Origin of the sequence: Streptomyces gilvus, assembly GCF_022513565.1 — a bacterium.
Classification (GTDB): Bacteria; Actinomycetota; Actinomycetes; order Streptomycetales; family Streptomycetaceae; genus Streptomyces; species Streptomyces gilvus.
Window position 1 is genome coordinate 116474 of the sequence record NZ_JAKWBE010000017.1, and the last position, 20978, is coordinate 137451.

Here is a 20978-nt window from a genome sequence, read left to right on the forward strand (position 1 = left end):
CCGCGCCCCTTTCAGGGGCGTGGGGTTCAGCGCGAGCCCGTCGCCTCCGGGAGCGCCGACAAGTCCGCCAGGGCCTCCGGCGGCAGGGTCAGGGAGCCGGCGGTGACGTTGTCCTCCAGGTAGCGGCGGGTCTTCGTGCCGGGGATGACGCCCACGTGGTCGCCCTGGGCCAGCACCCAGGCGATCGCCACCTGGGCCACGGTCGCGCCGAGGGCATCGGCCACGGCCCGCATCCGGTCGACGATGGCCTGGTTGGCGGTGATGGCCTCGGCCTGGAAGCGCGGGAGCCGGTGCCGTCCGTCCGCCTCGGGCAGGTCCTTCGGGCCGCCGATCAGCCCGGACAGGAAGCCCCGGCCGAGCGGGGCGAACGCGATGAACGCGATGCCCTCGCGCCCGCAGTACTCCACCACCCCGTCCGTCAGGGCCTCACGGCTCCACAGGGACAGCTCGCTCTGCACCGAGGCGACCGGGTGGACGGCGTGCGCCCGGCCGATCTCCCGGGCCGACGCCTCGGACAGCCCGAGCGCGCCGAGCTTGCCCTCCTTCACCAGCTCCGCGAGCGCGCCCCAGCTCTCCTCGACCGGTACCTCGGGGTCGATGCGGTGCAGTTGGTAAAGGTCCACGTGGTCCACGTCCAGGCGGCGCAGACTCGCCTCGACGGCGGAGCGCAGATATTCCGGCCGGCCGTCGCGGTGACTGCGGTAGGTCGCGGGGTCGTCCACGACGAGTCCGCCCTTGGTGGCGAGCAGCACCTTGTCGCGGTGGCCCTTCAGTGCCTTGCCGACCAGCAGTTCGTTGGTGAACGGGCCGTACTGGTCCGCGGTGTCGATCAGGTCGACGCCGAGTTCGACGCCGCGGCGTATCACTCCGATGGACTCGTTCTCGTCCCGGCCCAGCTCGTCGTAGCCCCACGACATGCCCATGCAGCCGAGGCCCACGGCTGCGAAGGTCCGCTGTGAGCCACCCAGTTGGATCCTGCGCATCGCGGTGCGCACCGCCCTTCCCGTTCTCGCTGTGTCCCGTACCTGCCGACGGATGACAGGCCCTCATCTTTACACAGAACTCTGGCATACGATTGACATCACGGATGGTTAGCCCTCTAACCTATGACAGGGTTCTGGCTCATAGCCGAGACCGAAGAGTCAGACGTCCGACAGTCCCTGACATCCGTACAGACAGAGGTGATCCTCCGTGTCCACCGGCAACCCGCGGGCCACGCTCGCCGCGGCGTGCGTCGTCGGCCCGCTCATGACCCTCGTGGTCACCGGCCCGTCCGTGGCCGTCCCCGACATCGGCGCCGATCTGCACAGTTCACTCGCCGCCGCCCAGTGGGTGGTCGACGGCTACATGCTCACCGCGTCCAGCAGCCTCGCGGCCATGGGCTCGCTCGCCGACCGCGTGGGCCATCGGCGCATGTTCACCTGGGGCATGGCCTTCTTCGCCTTCTGGATGACCGTCTCCGGCCTGGCGAACAGCATCCTGCTGCTCGATCTGGCCCGCGCCATCGCCGGTTTCGGCAGTGGCGCCGCGCTCGCCTCCATCACCGCGATCCTCGCCCAGGCCTTCGACGGCGCCGCCCGTGCCAAGGCGTTCGGCCTCTTCGGTACGTTCCTCGGCGCGGGCCTCGCCTTCGGACCCGCGTTCGGCGGCGCCCTGGTCAACCTGTGGGGCTGGCGCTCGGTCTTCCTCGTCCTGGCCGCGGTCTCCGCGCTCGTCCTGCTGAGCACCCCACTGCTGCCGCGCTCGGAGCCGAACAAGGGGCCGCGCTTCGACTGGGCCGGCAGCTTCACCTTCGGCTTCGCCGTCGCCCTGTTCGTGCTGGCTCTGGTGGAGGGCCCGGGCCGGGGCTGGACCGACCCGGTGGTGCTCGGCGCGGCGGTCGGCTGCCTGGCCCTGCTGGTGGCGTTCGTGACGGTGGAGCGCCGCACCGAGCACCCCATGTTCGACCTGGGCCTGTTCGCCCGGCCGCAGTTCCTCGCCGTCTGCGTGGTGCCGCTGGTCCTGGCGTTCAGCTTCGTCGCGCTGGTCATCGTGCTCCCGCCGTATCTGACCTCCACCAGCGGAATGTCGGCGCTACGCATCGGCGTGGTCCTGCTGCTGCTGACCGGCCCGTCCCTGGTGATGCCCGCGCTCACCGGGCTGCTCGCGCAGAAGGTCTCGCAGCGCGCCCTGTTCATGGTGCTGCTGGGCTGTTCCGCGGTCGGCGCGGCCTGGCTGACCCAGGTGGACCCGGGCGCGTCGGCCGCCGCGCTGGCCGGCCCGCTGCTCCTGCTGGGCATCGGTTACGGCATCTCGCTCGGCATCCTCGACGGTGCCGCGGTCTCGGCCGTCGAACCGGAGCGGATGGGCATGGCGGCGGGCATGTTCAACACCGTCCGGCTCGCCTCCGACGCGGTCTCCATGGCCGGTCTGGGCGCCCTGGTCACCGCGCTCACCAAGAGCGCCCTCGACGACGGCGCGGTCTCGGCGTACCCGGGCGGCGGCGATGAGCTGACGTCCCGTGCGCTCCAGGGCGGTCTGACCGAGGCAGCCGGGACACTGCCGGCCGGCGAGGTGCGTGACCGGGTGGTGGGCGCGATGGCCGACGCGTACGGCAGCGGGCTGCACACCACGATGTGGATCGTCGCGGCGGCGTGCGCCGTCAGCGCGCTCGTCGTCGGGGTCCTGCTCTCGGGTACGAAGCCGTCCGGCGACGCACCCGCCGAGCCCGGCACGGCGGCGGCTCCCGAGCCCGCTACGGCGTGAGGGGCCGGCCATGACCCAGACCGCCCTGGGGCCCGTCGAGGTCCTGCCCCCTTACGCCGACCAGCAGTTGGTGGAGCGTCTCGGCATCGAGATCACCGTCTGCGAGCCGGACCTGGTCGTCGGCACCATGCCGGTGGACGGCAACCGGCAGCCCGTCGGGCTGTTGCACGGCGGAGCCAACGCGGTTCTCGCCGAGACGCTCGGCTCGCTCGCGGCCTGGACGCACGCGGGTGCGGATCGGATCATCGTCGGCCAGGAGTTGTCCTGCACCCATCACGCGGGCGCCCGTTCGGGCCGGGTCACCGGCGTCTGCCGGCCGCTGCACGTGGGCACGCACACGGCGACCTACGAGATCGTCGTCACCGACGAGCGGGGCCGGCGTACCTGCACGGCCAGACTCACGTGTGCGCTCCCCTCGGCCCGGCGTCGGAAGCAACGGTGACCGCCCCCTCCGGGAGCCGGGGGACCACGGGGAGGCGGCAGCGCGCGACCCATGCTTCGTCCTCTGTCGTATGCAAGACTATTGATATGGCGAACACGACGACGGAGACGGTCGCCGCAGGCCGACTCGGGCACACGATCAAGAGAGCCGAGCAGGCTCTCATCGCACGCAAGACCCAGGTCCTGCGGGAATTCGACCTGACGGTGCCGCAGTACTCGGTCCTGCTGCTGCTGTCGCTCTCCGACGGCATGTCCGCGGCCCAGCTCGCACGCGAGTGCATGGTCACTCCGCAGACGATGGCCACGGTCCTGACGAACCTGGAGAAGGCCGGCCTGGTGGTGCGCGAGCCTTCGGAGCTCCATCAGAAGGTCGTGGTGAACCGGGCGACCCGCGCGGGCCGCGCGGTCGCCCGGAAGGCCGACAAGGCGGCCCTGCACGTCGAGGGCGCGCTGAGCGCCGAGTTCACGCCGGACGAGCTGGCCCGGTTCGAGGAATACCTGGAGCGGGCGATCGCTCTCCTGGGCGCCCTGGAGCCGTCTCCCTGAGCAGTTTCCCGAATTCCATTCATGGACGCCGCACCACCCGAGAGAGCCACGGTGAATCACCCACCGTGGCTTTCCGCCTTCCCGGCCGAAGTGAGATCGGTAACAGCAACTGCTCCACCTGGTAAACACTGCATTCCCAATGAAACAACCCACTGGCTTCAAGCCAGAACCCTGATATAGTCGAACGGTCACTCAGGGTTACATTCACGCCAGACCTTGAGGGAAGGGGAGTTTCACATTCCGGCACCAAGCGGAATGAAACGTACCAATAAGGGGGAGTGGTGCAGATTCATGTCCTCGGCCCTATCGTGGAGCATGGTCGCGTGTCGGGCGTTCATGCGGCCCTTGGTGAGGATCCGTCAGACACCTCACGTTGCCGACGTGTCCAGCTGCGGCGGCGAGTTCGGTGGGGAAGGCGGTTTGTTCATCGAACAGCTCACGCCTCTGAAGGCAGTGATAGAGCTGACCGAGCATGCGATTGAACAGGTGCCGAAGGGCGGCCGCGTGCCAGTCACCGTGCTCGTCGCGACGTCGGCGATAGCGGGCCTTGGCCCCGGTTGATCCGTTTGGAGCGGCGAAGGCCCACAGGTGGTCCGCGTGGTTGAGCCGGTCGCTCTTCACCCAGCGGCGCGTGATGCTCGACCTCTTGCCGGAGGCGCGAGTGATGGACGAGGAGCCCGCGTACGCCTTCCGCCCCTGGGCGTCGGCGAAGCGGTGCGATCGTCCCCGATCTCGGCCAGGATCCGGCGGCGAGCTGAATGCCGAGCACAGGGAAGCTCAGCAGTATCTCCGCGTCCGGGGGTTGAAGGAACGCCTCTTCCACCGCTTCGGCGAGCTGGCCGGCGGCGGTGCTGGCGGCCTCCAGCTGGACCAGGACGGCAAGCGTCTGCTTGCCGAGCGCTTCCGCGACCAGGGGAGGCTGGTGGGCCCACTCGGCGCGCAGGACATTGCGCAGACGCTCGGTCTCGGCAGCGATGCCGCGCTTCCGGCCTGCGCACTTGAGGACTGCCTGCAGCTGGGCGCGGGTCAGCCGAGCGGCCTGGGACGGAGTCGGTGCGGCCCCCAGAGCTGCGCCGAAAGTGAGCTCCACCCAAAGATCCGCGCGGCCCAAGACGATCACATCGTGGTCACCGACGGCTTCTCCTGCCGCACCCAGATCGCCCAGGGAACCAGGGCGTCGCCGTCAGCGCTCGGGCCATCAGCCGCTATGGCCGCCCCGATCTCGGTAGCCATGTCCATGGCGTGAGCTACCGACCGGCCGTCTTCGTTCAGGCTCTCGTACTTGCCGGTCTGCGAGGCGGTCAGTCCCAAGCGTCCCAGGACCCGATCCGGACATGAGATCTGTCCGGATCGGACAGTCCCGACGACGCCTATCGTCCCATCGGAGACCTGCGGATTTCGCACATCGCCCCAGGAACAGCAAGAGTCCCCTGATGGAGTGTCACGCACGGTTGTCCACCGGTTGTCCACCGGGACCCTTTGCGCAAGCATGATCCATCCCCTACGAGCAAGTAAAGGGCCAGGTCAAAGCGCTAGATCGTCGATCCCGTCACAGAAACCAAACCTCCGACCTACGCATTACGATGCACAGACAGATAGTGCCCGTTCTTCCGAGATTCCAAGGTCACCCGACACAAGAAACCCCAGGTCAGATGCCCAACCTGGGGTTCACCATGGAGCCGCCTTCGGGATTCGAACCCGAGACCTACGCATTACGAGACCATGAGCGTTCGTGTTGCGTGATGCCCCGTCGTGCTACCCAGTGACATTTTGGCTGATCAGAGCATGTGCAGCAGGTTAACCCGTACCATCCCGTGATGCGTCGTCCACAGGCGTCTGTCCACCGGCTGTCCACCGGCCGGGCTGCTTGGTCACTGCCTCTCGCCGTTCCATCACTTCTGACTGGAGCCCTGGCAAGGGCGGAGCCCAGCATGAGGACGACTATTCATTTCCCCCAAAGGAGCGACCGCTCGGCGCTGACCACGAACGCCGCAGTCTCCATCCACGACGAGACCTCCGACCAAAACGATATCTTCCACAGCGGGTAAATGGTATCGTTTCACTGACAGGAGCGTCTGCGAAGGGACCACTCACATGGCCAGGACCGTCATCGACCTCGATGAAGACATGGTCACCGAGGCCATGCGCATCTTCGGGACCAAGACGAAGGCCAAAGCCGTCCGTCTCGCCATGGAAGACGCGGTCAAGCGACACCTGCGGCAGGAGGGCTTCGACGCCATGGACGCCGGCGAGCTCGACTTCAGTGAGATCGTCGAGAGCACCGGCCCCCGCAACGCAGACGGCTCCCTCAAGCACAGCGGCGACCGCGACGGAGGTCGGGCCGCCTGATGCAGGATCGCTACCTGATCGACAAGTCCGCCCTCGCCCGCTGGACGAAGCCGAGCGTCAAAGAGGTGCTCAAGCCCCTGCATGAGCGTTACCTCCTCGCCGTGTGCCAGCCCACCGAGTTCGAGATGGTCCACTCCGCACGGAACAGCTCGGAAGCAACACGGATCAGCACCTGGTTGCATGCCTTCGACTACCTCCGCACCGACGACGACACGTTCAGCCGCGCTCTCGAGATCCAGCGCCATGCCCTCAACGCAGGCTTCCACCGCGCTCTGTCCCTCCCCGACCTGCTGATCGCGGCCACGGCGGAACTGCACCGGCGAACGGTCCTCCACTACGACGGCGATTTCGACATGATCGCCTCCGTCACCGGCCAACCCACCGAATGGGTCGTCCCGCCCGGCAGCGCCGACCGATGAGCTCCTGCCTCAGCGCGCTGTGCAGTCTGGCTCCGCTCGGCTCCCTGCCGGTTCTGGGCTGGTCCCGCCGAGGTGGAACCTCTTCGAACTGACCCGCGCCGTCTTCCTCCCGGATCTACCGCACGCTGTGTGCTCGTCCGATTCCGCCTTCGAACTCAATATGTAATTCCCCTTCGGGAGTGAAGCAGGCGGAAGAAATAGAGCCCTGCACGGCATCCATCAGTACCTCTGGCACGTTCTGCAATCTCTGCGGATCGAAAACGATGGAAGCCCCTCGAAGCTATAAGCGCAGCCTCAGGCTCCACCCTGACTTCACGGATTTGCCCTGCAGATTGAGGTCCACGATTACCATCCCGCTGGCAGGGGGTGAGTTCCGTCAGGTTCATGGGAATATGAGTAGACCCTCGGTCTCCCGGTTTCCGTCCAGCCCAATCGGCTGATTGTGCTTGTTGGGGAATCGCACATAGCTGTCCGGGTATCGACGGGTGGGGTTCATTATCCGCACAGTGGTGAACTCCCCGTCCTTGTCGGCAGGGGACTGCCAGACCGCCCCCTGCATACCCTCAAAAGGCAGCAACCGTTCCGACCGCCGGTTCAGTGCTGCTCACGTACCAAAGGGGCCGCCGAGTGCGGGGCACTGCTGTTATGCCGTCAGCCCTGGAGGCTCCACCGGAACCAAATCCGGTTGGGCCTACGGTTCTCACCGCCAGGAATTCATCGCCGCTTCGCGAATACCTCTTTACGCACCTGGAATGCAGCTCGGCACCTTCGGATCCCAACTGAGGGTCCTCCATCAGCCTTTCCGTGCTTCATCCAGACGCTGGATCTGCTTGACGACCAGCCCCGGGGGAAACTCCGCAGTACCGCCGACGTTCAAGTTCTCGAACATAGCGATAAGGTTCCCCGTTCGGACAACAACATGCCCTTCAGTGCGCAATCCATTTTCCGTCGGAATAACTATGCGAAAACTTGCACCCTGGTCACCGACATCTGGAGGAGGCTCGACAGTTAGCGTTGCTCTATACCTCCCAGCATATCCAGTACCCGAGTAGGAATTACAGGAATTAATCGCCTTCACCAGGATTCGAAAGTAATCCGTCGCCCTCGTCCCCTCATAGGAAGAAATCAACGAATCACCCGGGAAGATGTCACCCTTCCAATTAAAGATTTGATGGACGGAGGCATAGGAGCCCGCACCGTTAATAATTTGCAGGACCTTTTGACAATTCACATCAGAAACCGGAGGGAGTGAATTCTTTTCAGTCTTCGGATGAAACTGTTCGGTCGTGATTTCGCGCGCCTGCGGGACCTCGCGATCCCGGAGGGTAAGGTTCAGGAGTTGCGCCATACTCGCGGGACGCACACCGGCGTCAGCGTCACCTGCTCCCGTTGTGCTCTCTGCCGATTTATGCGCTGCATGCGTACCGGCACAGCCGCACACCAGAGCTAGCGTCAGAACAAGAAGAGCATTCGACATTCTCATCGGCATAATGGCTGCAATCCTAACTGTCGATCTTGATTTACGAGCTCTGACGACAAGCACTCTTTCAAAAGTCCTCGAACTCGTATATGCCAAGTCGGGCAAGTTTCTGAGCAAGTTCCTGCCAGGTGGGTGCCTGAATCTGCTCAATTACCTTTCTCACCTTCCCTGTTATCTCATCAGCGTTCGATGATCCAACGACCACTAGAGCGCGACCGAAGATTACCGAATCAGCAGCCACTCGTTCTTCAAGGTTCTGTGGCGTGCAGACAATGAACTGAAGCGACTCGCCGCTGTCGGGTACGTCGGCAGGTCCCACCATCGCTTGCAGCAGAAAAGAGAAATTCTTGGTGTCATCTGGATGAAAATTGTCCAGGTCGACGTCGGGACTGAAGAAGTAGTTAACTTTAGCTCTCATGGCATGTCCGTTACATTCAGATGCGCATCCCACCGTTTTGGCATACACCTGGAGACCTTGCGAAATTGGGTCCACGAGGACGTAGCCCGCCTCGCGCGGCGGGGGTGACGCCGGCGTGACCCCTGACGATAAGGAAAAGCTCAAGCGCCTGCCGCGGGAGAACGTCCGGCTCAGGGAGGACAACGAGACCCTCCGGAAGGCCGCTGCCTATTTCGTACGGGAGACGACACAGTGATCCGCTTCCGTTTCGTCGACGAGCACCGGAACGCCCACGTGCTGAAGCGGATGTGCGATATGCCGGTTTGGGCCCGCTCCTGCTACTACCTCTGGCACAGCAACAAGGAGGCGCGCCAGACGAAGGCCGACGCAGAGGAGGCGCTGTCCACCGGGCGCAGCCGTAGGCGCCTGGAAGGGAAATAGCCATACCATGCCCCGGGTGAGGGGTCGTAACCGACCCCTCACCTCTATTCAAGACAGCCGAGCAGAAACCTCAGCGAGTCAGTACTCGATCGTCAATGCAGACTGCTGGCCACACACGGACGTGCAATTCGCCCGTCAAAGAGTCCGACTCAAAGAAGACAGATAGCATCGTTTCACCCGTGCGACCACCCACCGCAAGTCGCGCAGCTCCTTCACGGAACATATCGAGCATACGAGAGCCTTTCCGGTACCACTGAAGATGGATCGAGCGTCCCGGAATATCGTATGTCAACCGAATCTCATCATCGGATCCGGTTTCAAGATAAAGAGATCTCGTCGAGTCCACACCATCCGTTGCCTCTGACGTAACACCAAAAACCTCAAGAAGTTCGGAATCGTCCGGGACAAGGAACTGGATATTTATCACGGCTGACCTCCGCGAGGAATGATCGTAGTAAGGCGGAACCCGCTTTCCGAGACCTCCCACGTAGTCTCTACATGAAGAAATCCGCCAGGTCCAGCAAGTAGCCCGTCACGAACCTGATACGTTCCGTATTGATTCGTAAATTCTTTCAGAACATTATCCGTCCGCGCCACTTGATCATCGAAGAAATCTGTCAACACCTTACGGCCTTCGGGATTGTCTCTGATTCCGATCCGGTTAAGCTGAGTTAGGTTCTGTGCGGATCGGGGTGCATTGTGGCTACCGGTTTTCACCCTACCGAAGAAGTAGTCCCACTTCCCCGAGTCGACGATCGCCGCTGCAGCGCCTTCTTCGGCCTCCGCCGCGACCGCTGTCGATGCCCCGCGGGCCAGGAGCCCCTTGCCGACAGATCCCCAGGCCATCGTCGCGACGGTGATCACGTCTGAGACGATCGCCTCGCCGCAGTCGCCGCGTCCGGTGATGCAGTGGATGGTGGCCTTGACGCCCCAGGGGTCGTTCTGGGGGCCGGGCAGGAGGCCCGCCCGTTTCGCGGTGTCGCAGAAGCCGCCGTTCTTGTCGTCCCTGATGTAGCACAGGTCCGTGGCGAAGCGCGCCAGGTACTGGCTGTAGGTGGTGCGGCGCGGGTCGAGAACGGCGTAGCGGGCCACGAGTTCTTTCCTCGTGGGGAGTCTGACCCCCTGGACGATCGGCTGGCCGTCCTTGGCGGTGTGCACACGGGACTTGGTGTTGTCGCTGGACCTCGTGGAGTTGTTGTTGCCCTTGGCGGTGCGGTACCTACCGGTGTGGTTGATGCTGTCGATGTTGTCTTGCGAGCACCCTGGATTGCTTGGGCCGCAGCTTTCGAGCCCCGTGGGGTCGGAGCGGGTGACCGGACTGTTGTCGCTGTAGCTGTAGCCGTTGATCTGCTGCGGATCCGAAGCGTCCAGCACAGGGTCGGCGGACAGGAAGCGTCCGGTGGCCGGGTCGTAGTCGCGGGCGCCCAGATGGGTGAGGCCTGTGCCGGCGTCCTGGGTGCCGCCGACGAAGCCCTTGTCGCCCGGCCAGCTTGTCGGTGCTTTGCCCCGGGCTGCGCCGAAGGGTGTGGAGCGGCGCTGTTGCAAGGTCAGGTCGGTTGAGTTGATGGCGAGTTCGGATGTGCCGTGGTGGTCGCCGATGAGGAAGGACAGCTTGTTGTCGTCAGTGCGGATGGCCTGGTTGCCGCCGCCGAGGTCGTAGTAGCGGGTCGCCTTCGGTGTGGTGGCGCCCTTGGCCAGGGTGATCTGTGTGCTGCCGAGGTAGAGCGTGGTGTCCGTGTCGGTGCGGGTGATCAGGCGATTGCCGGCGGCGTCGTAGACGTAGGAGGTGGTCTTGGTGCCGCCGCTGCCGTCGGGTTTGGTCGCCTGCGTGAGGTGGCCTTCCGCGTCCCAGGTGAAGGTCTGCTTGTCGCCGCTGATGGTGCGCGTCTGCGTGTTGCCGGCGCCGTCGTAGGTGTAGGCGTCCTGGGCGACACCGTTGGGGCCAGTGGTGTCGACCTTGGTCAGGGTATGGGGCTGTTTGCCGCTTGGGGGCGGGTAGTTGTAGTTGCGCTTGATGTCCTTGGCCGAGTCGCCAGTGACATCGTGCTGGGTTTCCGTGAGCCGGTTACCGCTGAGGTCGTAGGAGTAGGACTGCCAGTAAGGGGCCGGTCCGCCGAGCACGGAGGCGGACGGTGTTGCCGCGCAGGTGGTGGTGTTCTGGGTCCAGGCCTCATTGAGGCGGCCGAGGTAGTCGTAGCTGAAGCACTGGTTGTCGGTGCCGTCCCGGGAGACGTCCGCAAGGGAGGTGATGTTGCCTGCCTCGTCGTAGCCGTAGGTGGCCGACTTGTCAGTGCCTGCAACGTTCTCGCGGGTGACGTTGGAGTTGGCCAGGCGCTGGGTGCCCCACTGATAACTGTTGGTGACCTGGGCCTTCTTCGCTCCGGCTGCCTGGTACGTGTACTGCAGCGGCTTGCCGGTGTAGCTGTACACCGTGTCGGTGACGTAGGTGAGACCGCCGGTGCCGGAAAGGGCCTTGGGGCGCAGCACGTCGTCGTACGTCGGTGTGATGACTTCGGAGGCGAGGCTTCCGGCTGCGGGGTAACTCGAGGACTGAACGGTTCCGTCGACGTTGTACTTGATGTTCGACTGGTACGAGCCGGCGAGCTTCTCCTCCCCCGTGACGGGGGGGATGGTGACGGTGGTGCGGTTGGGCCGGTAGAGGGTGTCGTACAGGCTGTAGGTGGTGGTGTAGGCAGAGCCGCTCGCTCCGCCGACGTAGCGAGTAGCCGAGGAGAGCTGGCCCTTGAAGCCGCTGGGGTCCCAGACGTGCTTGGTCAGCAGGGGGCCGGAGGCGTCGCCGTCATGAGTTTCGGTCTCGCGCCCGAGGCCGTCGTAGATGCGTGTGATCTTCTTGCCGCGGTTGTCGGTGGTGGAGACCAGCTGGTTGCGGTCGTCGTATTCGGAGTTGGTGGTGCCCTTGTCCGGGTCGGTCGCCTGTTTCTGGTTGCCGCGCTGGTCGTACTGGTACGTCCACGTGCTGCCGGCCGGGTCGGTGAGTTTGGTCAGCTTGCCCGCGGGGTTGTACTCGTAGTGGGTCTGGCCGTACGCGCCGGTCGGGGTGGCGGCGTGATACTGCAGCAGGTCAGTGGTGTTGCCCCGGGCGTCCGTGATGGTCGTGGTGGGGGTGGCGCCCTTGGGTGGGGTAACTGTGACGCGGTCACCGCCGTAGGCCGTGACCGTGGTCGACAGTACGGACCCGCCGTCACCATTGCCCGCTATCTGCTGCGACTTAACGGTGCGCCCCAGGCCGTCAAAGGTGTTCCAGGTCTGCGTCTCCACCGCAAGCGCGTCGTCCAGAGTCAGCAGGTTCGTGGACGGTGCGCTGGTGTTGTAGTACGGGGCGAAGGTCTTGGCGGCCAGGCCGCGTTCGTCGTAGAAGACGTCGCTGATGAGCCGGCCGCCGCTCGGGCCCGGGGCTTGCGTCTGGCGGGGCTGCAGGAAGCCGTCGTAGAGGGTGAATGAGGTCTTGCGTCCGGTCCCGTACAGCGTGGTCGTGCCGACCGCGACCGGCTTGCCGTCGGTGATGGTGTAGGAGAACTCGTAGTTCGGGGTGTCGCTGTTGGCCTTGGAGCGGTTGGGGAGCCATTCCTTCAGCTTGCGGCCCAGCGCGTCGTAGGTGGTGTCCGTGCGTTTGCTGTTGGTGTCCACCACCGTTACGGGCAGTCCACGGACGGTGTCATACGTGGTCGTCGTCGTCTGTGCGGTGGCGGTGCTCCCTGTCACCGAAGCCGGGGTGACGGTGACGGTGGAACTGGTGGGGAAACCGGTCGTCGGGGTGTAGGCCGTCGTGGTGGTGAGCCCGCCGGTACGGTCGGCCCGCACCGGCGCAGTGGTCTCGGTCGCGGTGACCGTGCCGGTGATGTCCGTCGCGGAGGCCTGGCGGCCGTAACTGTCGTAGGTCGCGCCCGCTTCGGTGTAGGTGGCGGTGGTCCCGTCGTGTGACTTGAGCGTCGCCGTGCGACTGGCATCCCCCTTGGTGGGGGCGGCTCCATAGTCCTGCCCGTCGTAGGCCGTGCGGATGTCGACAATGACGTCCTTGGACCGATCAGGGGTGTCCGCGCACTTGACCGCGACCGTCTCCACCCGGGAGGGGGCGTCGAGGATCCAGTCCTTGGTGTTGTCGACGTAGGTGGTGCGTGTGCACTGGTTGTCCGTCAAGACTGACTCGTCTCCGAAGTCGTCCGTCTGGGTGACGCGGCCAGCCGTATCGTCGAAGGCGTTAGTCTGATACGTGGTGCGCCACTTGCTACCCGCTCCGTTGTCCAGGGAGATCCATGTACGGGTCGAAGCGGTACCGGTCAGGTTGGCAGTGGCAGTGCCCCAGATCCGGAGACGCACCGCAGTCTGGTGGTGCCATGGAGTGTTGACGGTCTTCTCCAGGACCTTGCCCCCGGGGCCGCTGTACTGCTCGGTCTTGTACTCGAAGCCGGCCGCCGAGTCGTGGTCGGTGACGGTTCCGCCGTTGTCATCGGAGACGGCGACCGACTTGGTGCCGCCGGACGGGGATGCCTTGTCGCCGTCCATACCGCGCAGGAAGTAGTGATCTTCCTGCGATTTCATGCCGACCGGGTCCTGGCCGCCGGTCTGGACCCGCACGTGTGCGTAGCCGCGCCAGGTGGACCAGGTCTTGTACTTCTCCTTGGTCAGCCCGTCATCGTCGTCGTAATGCCAGGCAGCCCCGTCCAGATAGCTGTAGCGGGTGACCATGTCCGGGGAGGATTTGGTGCGGTCGGTCTGGGTGACCGAGTCGACGACGTACTTGTTGAACCACTGCAGGGTCGGAGCGGTGGCGCCTTCCTTGGTGTAGTACGCGGGGAAGCACCGGGTGGTGTTCGTCTCCGGCTTCGGCAGGTTGGAGGCATCACAGGCCGCCGTGGAGTACTGCACCGACACCTGGCCGCCGGTCTCATCGGAAATCCCCGACAGGCGCTCCTTGATGAAGGGGGACGTGTCGTCTCCGTCGACCTTGAGGCGATTGGTGCGCTGGTCGTAGGCGAAGGTGACCTTGGGCAGGGCGATCTCAGGGGTGGTGGACTTGCCGGTGTGCTGGATCGAGTCCAGCAGCAGCTGGTAGTCGATGTCCGACATGCCCCAACGGTGGCCGAGCGCCCAGTCGTCGACTGCCGTGTAGGTGCCGCCGGTCTGCAGCACCTTGGTGGTGACCGCTATCAGCCGCTTACGGCTGAAGAAGGACGGGCTGGCGTTGTAGCAGTCGGCGTCGGACTTGCAGTTCAGATCCCAGGGCGTGTCATACCAGTAGAACTTCTTGTCGTCGATCGTCGAGGCGTCGCAGGACACCCCCGTTTCGGGCAGGCAACGTTCAGCTGAGGTGAAATCCACCCGTGCCAGGGCCTTGGCCGAGTACACGGCCGATGACCGCAGCCCGTACTCGATGTGGTCCAGGTAGCCGCCACGGTCATAGACCGTCTTGTCAGCCGATTTCAGGTTCCTCGCGTAGTAATTGGATTCCTTGCTGTAGTAGTAGGTGATCGCGTTGCCGTGCGTGTCGACCGCGTAGTCCAGGTTCCAACGCCAGCCCTGCTGGCACCAGGACGCGGCGAACGTGGAAGCATGGCACGGTTCGGTGTCGTCGTTGCCGAAGACCGGGGCGGTCCAGACGGAGTTCGTTTCCGATTTACCGGAAGTCCAGCCCGGGAGCCGGTTGTAGCCGAAGAAGTACTGCGTGCCGTCCGTCGTTGTGACGCGCCAGTACTCGTCATTGTGAGTGCCGTTGGACCGGACGTCGTTGGTGTCCGCGCCGTAGACGCGATCGACCTTGGTGCCGTCGTCGCCCTTGATCCTAAAGGTGTTCTTACCCGTCGCGATCAGCTCGCCGGAGTGCCCGTTGAACGACAACGTCGCGTTGTCGTACGCCCAGCACAAGTCGCCTGGCTTGGTGCCGTCGGCGTTCTTCACCCCGTCGTCGGCGCACGACTTGTAGCTGCGCTCGATGAAGCCGGGCCACAGATCGAACCCGTCACCCACCCAGGATCCCTGGTTGTTGGTGTTGGACGTCCGGCCGTCGAGGTTTCCGGACGAGTACGACAGGCCCACTTGAGGGGTGAACGAGCCCGGCACGTCGGGCACGGGCATGTCGTACGACCAGGAAAAGTCACCGGTGTTCAGGTTGGTCTGCCACGCGGAGGAGGCCGAAAGCTGGGTGGCCTTGTAGTCACCCTGATCACTGGAGGTACCTGTGGTCGCCGCAAGGACCATCGGCGTCGCCGCGACGCCGTTCGAGCTCTTCAAGGACAGCGCGGAGGTGGTGAGCGTATGTGTCGCGGTGTCGTTATCGGTGGTAAGCGGTGTGGCAGTGGAGCACTTCTCGGTCCCTGGGCTGGTCACCGCACAGGCCGGCAGGCGGACCAGTTTCAGTCGGGCCGCGTAGGAGCCGCCGTAGGCCTGGGCGAAGGATGCGTAGTCGACGCTGACGCCCACCGTGCTGCCCACGGCACCCTTGTTCGGCTGGACCGTGAACAGCAGTCCGTCGACACCGGCCCGCTTCGTGGTCTTCGCGTCCAAGACCTGGACGGTCGCGCTGCCCGACAACGGGGTGGGAGCGGTCTTCTTACTCCTGATCGAGAATGACCTGTCTCGGACCGGTTTAGGAGCGGTCAGTGAGACGGGCAGGTCACCGGCGGTGACTGACTTGGTGTGTGGCGCGAGCGTCACCGTGGCCGAACCAGCCTTGGCCCAGGTGTGCCTGGGCTCCTTCTTCGGCACTCGTGGCTCGCCATCGGTCTTGCGAGGCAACGCCGTGACGCCATGACCGGACAACGGCTTCTCGGACGCCGGCACCTTCGCCAGGTTGTTCGCCTCGGCGTTCGCGGTGACCGTCGCCTGCAGCAGCGTGCCGACCAGAACGGTCGAAACCGTCAGCGCGATTCTGCGGCGTATCCGTCTGCGTGCCGTCGCTGCCATGTCTGTTCGCCTCACTGTGTCCGTCCCTGCCGCGCATGCCACACGGGCCCCGCCCGGCGGGGTTCCCCACTGAAGAAAGAGACCTTGCTCGTGCTCTGCTGACCGCTGGTGACCTGAACCGGGGGGTGGAATCGGCTCAGTTCTGGCGGTCCCGCCCCCCGTTGAGGTCACGGGCCGGGAATGGTGCCGATGTCGGCGCCGCTGGCCAGCTGGGCGATCTGGCTGTCGCTGGCCGCGCCCTGGAAGACCCACACGTCGTCGATAGCGCCGCTCCAGTACTCACCCCAGCTGCTGGCGCCGGTCTTGGCCCGGCCGAGCTGAAGTCCCTTCGTCGCGGCGAAGGGCAGCACCGACGAGTTCCACGACACCGCCTCAGTGCAGGTGGGAATGTCCGGCACCCCATCATCGTCGCCGTCCGCGCACAGCGTCGTCCTCAGCGCACCGTCCACGTACAGCCGCAACTGCCCGGCGTACGCGTCGTAGACGACCGCCAGATGGTTCCAGGAGTCGTAGTTCTGGAAGTTGGTGTGTTCGGCCGTCGACTTCGCCGTAGTGAGGGTGTCGGCATCGGCCATCTCCAGCTGCCAGCGGCCGGCGTTCGCCGGATCGGTGGCGTCGGGGACGTAGCGCACCACGAACCCGTTCGCGTTGGATCCGGCCATGCTCATCACCGTCACCGTTTTGGTGGGGCGGCTGGGTGCGGTGACCCATGCCGAGGCGGTGAAGCTGGCGCTGGTGTCGATCGGCGAGACCGACGTGGACGCATAGCCGGTGCTGGTGCCGTTCAGCAGCAGACCCCCATCTCCGACCCTGTTGCTGTTGCCCGTGGCGTCGATGCTCGCTCCGGCGCCGAGTGTCAGCGGGTGGGAGGTGTGGTCCTCGCGTACCAGGTCGTCCGCGCTGGTCGCCGGAGACCCCGATGCCGCGTCCAATTTCCAGCGGCCCTCGACCGTCGGCCGGCTGTCGAACATCTCCGCGATCTCCGGGCCCGACAAGGATCGGTCGTACAGCTGTACGTCCGAGATCTGGCCGGGGAAGAAGCTGCCCGGAGTTCCGCTGTACTTGCCCGCACCGATCTGTAGGGGACCGCTGCCGTAGAAGGGCGCGCTGAACTTCGTCGTGGCGACCCACTTGCCCTGCACATAAAGCCGCAGATCGTCGGTGACCGCGTCGTAGGAGCCCACCACCTGGGTCCACTCCCCGCCCGGCGCCTTGTCGGGGTCCCCCTGGGTTGCGCGCACGGGAGTACCGCTCGCGCTGTCGGCCGAGTACTGGTTGAACGTCCAGCCGTAGGCGGCCGAGTAGTACAGCTCGAAGCCGGGCATCACGGTGCCCGTCTGGGTCGCGATGATCGCCGCGTGGGTGGGCTTGGTCTTGGGCAGCTTCGCCCAGGCCGCCACGGAGAAACTCGCCTGGTTGTTCACGGCCGGCCCAGGAGTGGCGGCGTAGTCATCCACACCGTCCAAGGTCAGAGCTGCACCCGCCCGCCCCGGGGCGCCGGGAACAGCCCCGCCCTTGAACACCGCCGGGTGCACGTCCGCACGGCCCGTCACCTTCGCGGTCGGCGTACCGTCGTCCGTCGTGGCCGGCTCGTCCAACGGGAACACGGCTCGCGCCGGGCGGCCGTTGCCGATCGGCTTCTTGTTGTAGAGGTTGGTCACCTCTGCCGCAGAAAGGGGCTTGTCGAAGATGCGTACTTCGTCGATGGTGCCGGGGAAGAAACTGGCCGGAGTGCCGCTGTAGTTGCCCGCGCCGATCTGCAGCCCGCGCCGCGCGTCCCACGGCGTGGAGTAGGCCGCGGTGCCGGCCAGGGTGCCGTTCACGTACAGCGACAGCAGATCGGAGCCCGAGGCGTAGGTGCCGGTCAAGTGCACCCACTCACCGGCCTTGACCCCGCCGGCCGCCGCCTGCATCGCTCGCACCGGTGTCGCCGATGTGGTGTCCGCCGAATACTGGTTGAACACCCATCGGTCGTACCCCTTGGAGTAGTACAGCTCGAACCCAGGAGCGTGGTTGCCGGGTTGTGCGGCGATCACCGCCGCGTTGTCCGGCATCTTGTCGAGTTTCACCCACGCCGCCACGGAGAAACTGCCGGAGGTGTCCACCGTCGGAATGTCCGACACCAGATAGTCGTCGACGCCGTCCAGCGACACCGCGGTGCCGTTGACGCCTGCCGCGCCCAAAGTGGGGCCGCCCTTGAGGTCGAGGGTCCGATCTCCGGACGTTCCCTCGGCCTGGGTTGTGCCGGACGCGTCGTCCAGCTTCCATTCCGCGCGGGCGGGCTGACCCGACTTCACCCGGAACTTGTAGCGTGTCGGCTCACTGCCGTTGCCCGCCGAGTCAAACGCCTGCGCATAGAGGAAGTTCGTACCGGACCGGGTCGGTCGAAAACTCACCGTCTTTGCCACCCCACCGGACGTGGTCACCTCATTGGCCGAGGATGGCTCTTCATTGACCCCGAACCAGTACTTCGTCACGTCCGAACTCGGGGCGTCGATCGTGAAGGTGCCGTACCGGCCGACACCGTCATAGGTGGGATCGTTGGGATCGCTGTCGTCCGCAGCCGGGTAGTCGCTCGACGTGATCGTGGGCCCCGCAGGCACACTCGTGTCCCAGACGAAGTAACAGCCCGTCGCCGAACCCGCGCCCGACCAGGGCGAATAGCTGTAGTACTTGCCCTCGTCGTAGTCAACAGCCCGCGCGTACCAAGCCAGCGTGGTGTTCTTCGGAATCTTCTTGGTGGACGTGATCTGCTCGATCAAGGACGTACTGAAATCCGAGCCGGACTTCTTCGGAGTCATCTTCGCCGAGACCCACTGGACCTTGAACCCACTGCCCGCATCCCACGCCAGCTGGAACTGCACACTCACCTGATCGCCGTCAGGGTCCTTCACGTCACTCGCCGTGATCTTCGGCAGCGAGCGGATCCGAACCTTGCTCTCGGGCTTTTTACAGGTCGCGCCCGGAGACATGGTCAACTGACTCATCGCGATCTGCTTGGGCGGTTGGTTGTACTTCACCCGCAGGTACGCGTCGTCCGAGAAACGCTTCCAGCCGTACTTGTCACCCTCGTTCGCCGCACGCAGACCGAAAGACGTATACGCCGAATCGTGCGCGGCCGCATACTTCACCCCAGCGGTTGCGTCGAACTCCACATCGCCGGACGGGCAGCTGGCGCTGCCGCCCTTGGCCACGTCCCGTGAGTCCAACTGGTCCAGCCAGTTGTCCGCAGAGCTGTTCCAGGTCGTGCCCGAGTCGAACGACTTCGTCCGCCACAGCTGCACCGAACGCCCGTCACACGAACCGGACCAGGTCTCATGTCCGACAAAGGTCGCCGAAATGATCGACTTGCCACCGAATCGCGAGGTCGGGAACTTGAAGAACAGCCGCTTCACGTCGTAAGGCGCGCAGTAGTCCCAGCCGCAATACCCCACGCCCGCGTCCGAGTCACCGTTGAACCGCCACTGCGGCGAAGATGCCCAGTACCGCGACACCATCGTCCATTCCCCGGCCTTGGGGGTGTAGGTCTGCGGGTCGATGTAGACGGGGAACGTCGTACCCGGATCCGTCAGCAGCGTATGGTCCGGTGTCAGTCGAAGCTCGCTGTCGTCGGAGGACACGTCGACGTCGATCGGTGCCACCTTCGCCGCATCCCCGGGACCATCTTCGGTATCGGCTGCCGCGGAACCGGATACTGCGGCGACGGCCTTCTCACCGGCCGCTCCCCGAACCAGCTGCGTTTGCGTGCCGGAAGCCTCCGCCGAGTCCCACATGACGGGCTTGGCCGCCTGGAAGACGACGCCGCCTGCTGTCCGGTCCACCGCTTCCAGGCCGCCCGATGCGGTCTCCTGCAGGTCGAGGCCTGGAGAATCGACGCCCAACTTCAATTGGGCCAACGCCGGGTTCTTCGCCGCGTCGGCGGTCTTCACCACCAGCAACTCGCTGAAGCCATCGGTCACCGAGCGGACCTTCAGGTCCACATCCGGCAGAACATTTGTGTACGTGGCGGTGTCCCCCGCCAGCGTCGGTGCCGGCAACGACGCAGGCCACCAGAATGACAGCTTCCGCCCGGCCCTCTCCAGGGTCACCAGTGGATTCTGTCCACCACCTGAGAACGACAGCCCCACAGCGGCGGCCTTCGGCATCACACTGCCGTCGCTCCGCTTCGACAGGGTGTTGTCGACCGCCGTCCATGCCCCGTCCACCCGCGTACGTACCGGCTTCAGGTGCTGCACAGCCTCCAATTGGCCGTCCGGCGTCGCGTAGATCTCACCCGACTCACTCCGCAGGGAAGTGACTTCGACATTCGTATCAGTTGTCGCCGCGGCCTTCTCAGCGGCTGACAGTGTCGCGGCCGCCTTGGTGCCTCCGGCCTCCGTCATGGCTGTCGATCGCTCCACCGCATGGGCTGGGTTACTGGCTCCCATCGACGGCACGACAGTCGCAACCACGGCCGACGCGACCACAGCGATCAGTGCTCTTCCGCCATCACGCCGTCTTCGGGACGCACTCATTTCCCCCGCCCTCCCCCGCCCTCACAGAATCCCCACCCCGGAGTCACATGAGCCTCAAAAGTTAAAGGACCTTAACTGCGTCTTACTTGCGCACGTCAAGAGAGAAACGCCCGGGCCGCAGCGTCTGGACACGCCAATCGGAGATCTTCAGCCACAGACGCCAAATGACCGATCTGGAATGTTTTCCTGGCATCCATGACATTTCACGCCCATGCAAATGCGGACATCGACGCACCGTCCCGCAACGAGAACCAGCCATCTACGGCCGAGCCCACCCGACTCCGCATTGCCAAGATTTGAGATTCTTTAAGGAAGCCATGTGGCTCCCGTGGAGCGCTCTTGCGACCGGTTCCAGTATTCGGCTTGGCAGCACCAACAACTACGGAGCCGGAGGACGCTCCGCTCGGCTGAACGAGGATCGTGATCGCCGCCATGCCGCTGACAGAGAGAGCCGCGTTCAGCACGGCGCACAGGTGGGCGACTTGATGTCGAGCGAGGGCTGCCTTCTATCGGGGGCAGCCGAACCGGCCACGTTGATCATCGCCGTCTTCGCGAGGGCGACTGCGCTCCTTCGGGACACCGGCAGACGGTCTCCCCCAATCCCAGGGAGTCACCGATTTAATGGGCGAGCGCGCGACTTGGGACGGGCGCAGCATCCAGGCCCGTGTCGAGACCGCACAGTTCGCGACGCCGCTGTGCCGAACCGACGACCGAGATCACGGCGA

11 protein-coding genes and 1 pseudogene are annotated in these 20978 nt (G+C 64.9%); 6 read left to right on the forward strand and 6 right to left on the reverse strand.

The features are described from left to right. Positions 1-26: 26 nt before the first annotated feature. Positions 27-995, reverse strand: coding sequence for an aldo/keto reductase (locus tag MKW14_RS25350; RefSeq protein WP_308314628.1), 969 nt, complete (start codon positions 993-995; stop codon positions 27-29). 196 nt (positions 996-1191) lie between these two features. On the opposite strand from MKW14_RS25350, the gene MKW14_RS25355 reads away from it, so the two are divergent. The 3 genes from MKW14_RS25355 (at position 1192) to MKW14_RS25365 (ending at position 3732) form a co-directional block, all read left to right on the forward strand. Next, entirely contained in the window at positions 1192-2745 is a 1554-nt protein-coding gene (locus MKW14_RS25355) for an MFS transporter (RefSeq protein WP_240865588.1), read from the forward strand. 10 nt (positions 2746-2755) lie between these two features. Then, positions 2756-3187: a hotdog fold thioesterase gene (locus MKW14_RS25360; RefSeq protein ID WP_240865591.1), complete on the forward strand. Its 432-nt coding sequence runs from the start codon at positions 2756-2758 to the stop codon at positions 3185-3187. An 86-nt stretch (positions 3188-3273) separates the two neighbouring features. Next, positions 3274-3732, forward strand: a complete 459-nt coding sequence (locus tag MKW14_RS25365; protein ID WP_240865593.1) for a MarR family winged helix-turn-helix transcriptional regulator — start codon at positions 3274-3276, stop codon at positions 3730-3732. Positions 3733-4119: 387 nt separating this feature from the next. Here the strand turns inward: MKW14_RS25365 and MKW14_RS25370 are convergent. After that, a pseudogene (locus MKW14_RS25370) lies at positions 4120-4798 on the reverse strand (transposase); the annotation flags it as partial. A 1028-nt stretch (positions 4799-5826) separates the two neighbouring features. Here MKW14_RS25370 and MKW14_RS25375 point away from each other — a divergent pair. Both MKW14_RS25375 and MKW14_RS25380 read left to right on the forward strand, forming a co-directional pair. Continuing rightward, positions 5827-6081 (forward strand): type II toxin-antitoxin system VapB family antitoxin, encoded by a 255-nt coding sequence (locus tag MKW14_RS25375; RefSeq protein WP_240865595.1) that lies wholly within the window; start codon positions 5827-5829, stop codon positions 6079-6081. Continuing rightward, positions 6081-6500 carry a PIN domain nuclease gene (locus MKW14_RS25380; protein WP_240865597.1) on the forward strand — a complete coding sequence of 140 codons (420 nt, stop codon included), beginning with the start codon at positions 6081-6083 and terminating at the stop codon, positions 6498-6500. The genes MKW14_RS25375 and MKW14_RS25380 overlap by 1 nt, the downstream gene beginning before the upstream one ends. A gap of 793 nt (positions 6501-7293) precedes the next feature. Here MKW14_RS25380 and MKW14_RS25385 read toward each other — a convergent pair. Beyond that, positions 7294-7977, reverse strand: a complete 684-nt coding sequence (locus MKW14_RS25385) for a hypothetical protein (protein WP_240865600.1) — start codon at positions 7975-7977, stop codon at positions 7294-7296. A 70-nt stretch (positions 7978-8047) separates the two neighbouring features. Continuing rightward, on the reverse strand, positions 8048-8398 hold the full coding sequence (locus MKW14_RS25390; RefSeq protein ID WP_240865602.1) for an Imm8 family immunity protein: 351 nt from the start codon (positions 8396-8398) through the stop codon (positions 8048-8050). Positions 8399-8629: 231 nt separating this feature from the next. On the opposite strand from MKW14_RS25390, the gene MKW14_RS25395 reads away from it, so the two are divergent. Further along, positions 8630-8818 carry a hypothetical protein gene (locus tag MKW14_RS25395; protein WP_240865605.1) on the forward strand — a complete coding sequence of 63 codons (189 nt, stop codon included), beginning with the start codon at positions 8630-8632 and terminating at the stop codon, positions 8816-8818. A 423-nt stretch (positions 8819-9241) separates the two neighbouring features. Here the strand turns inward: MKW14_RS25395 and MKW14_RS41325 are convergent, their stop codons facing one another. Further along, on the reverse strand, positions 9242-15991 hold the full coding sequence (locus MKW14_RS41325) for an RHS repeat-associated core domain-containing protein (RefSeq protein ID WP_240865607.1): 6750 nt from the start codon (positions 15989-15991) through the stop codon (positions 9242-9244). Beyond that, the gene (locus MKW14_RS25405; protein WP_240865608.1) at positions 15907-20121 is read right to left on the reverse strand and encodes a LamG-like jellyroll fold domain-containing protein; all 4215 of its coding nucleotides are present in this window, start codon (positions 20119-20121) and stop codon (positions 15907-15909) included. The genes MKW14_RS41325 and MKW14_RS25405 overlap by 85 nt, the downstream gene beginning before the upstream one ends. Positions 20122-20978: the final 857 nt, after the last annotated feature.

Excerpts from the sequence above, each read along its gene's own strand:
- MKW14_RS25390 (WP_240865602.1), bottom strand. The coding sequence starts at position 8,398 with ATGAGAGCTAAAGTTAACTACTTCTTCAGTCCCGACGTCGACCTGGAC.
- MKW14_RS25360 (WP_240865591.1), top strand. The coding sequence starts at position 2,756 with ATGACCCAGACCGCCCTGGGGCCCGTCGAGGTCCTGCCCCCTTACGCC.
- MKW14_RS25365 (WP_240865593.1), top strand. The coding sequence starts at position 3,274 with ATGGCGAACACGACGACGGAGACGGTCGCCGCAGGCCGACTCGGGCAC.
- MKW14_RS25385 (WP_240865600.1), bottom strand. The coding sequence starts at position 7,977 with ATGTCGAATGCTCTTCTTGTTCTGACGCTAGCTCTGGTGTGCGGCTGT.
- MKW14_RS25380 (WP_240865597.1), top strand. The coding sequence starts at position 6,081 with ATGCAGGATCGCTACCTGATCGACAAGTCCGCCCTCGCCCGCTGGACG.
- MKW14_RS25375 (WP_240865595.1), top strand. The coding sequence starts at position 5,827 with ATGGCCAGGACCGTCATCGACCTCGATGAAGACATGGTCACCGAGGCC.
- MKW14_RS25405 (WP_240865608.1), bottom strand. The coding sequence starts at position 20,121 with ATGACGGAGGCCGGAGGCACCAAGGCGGCCGCGACACTGTCAGCCGCT.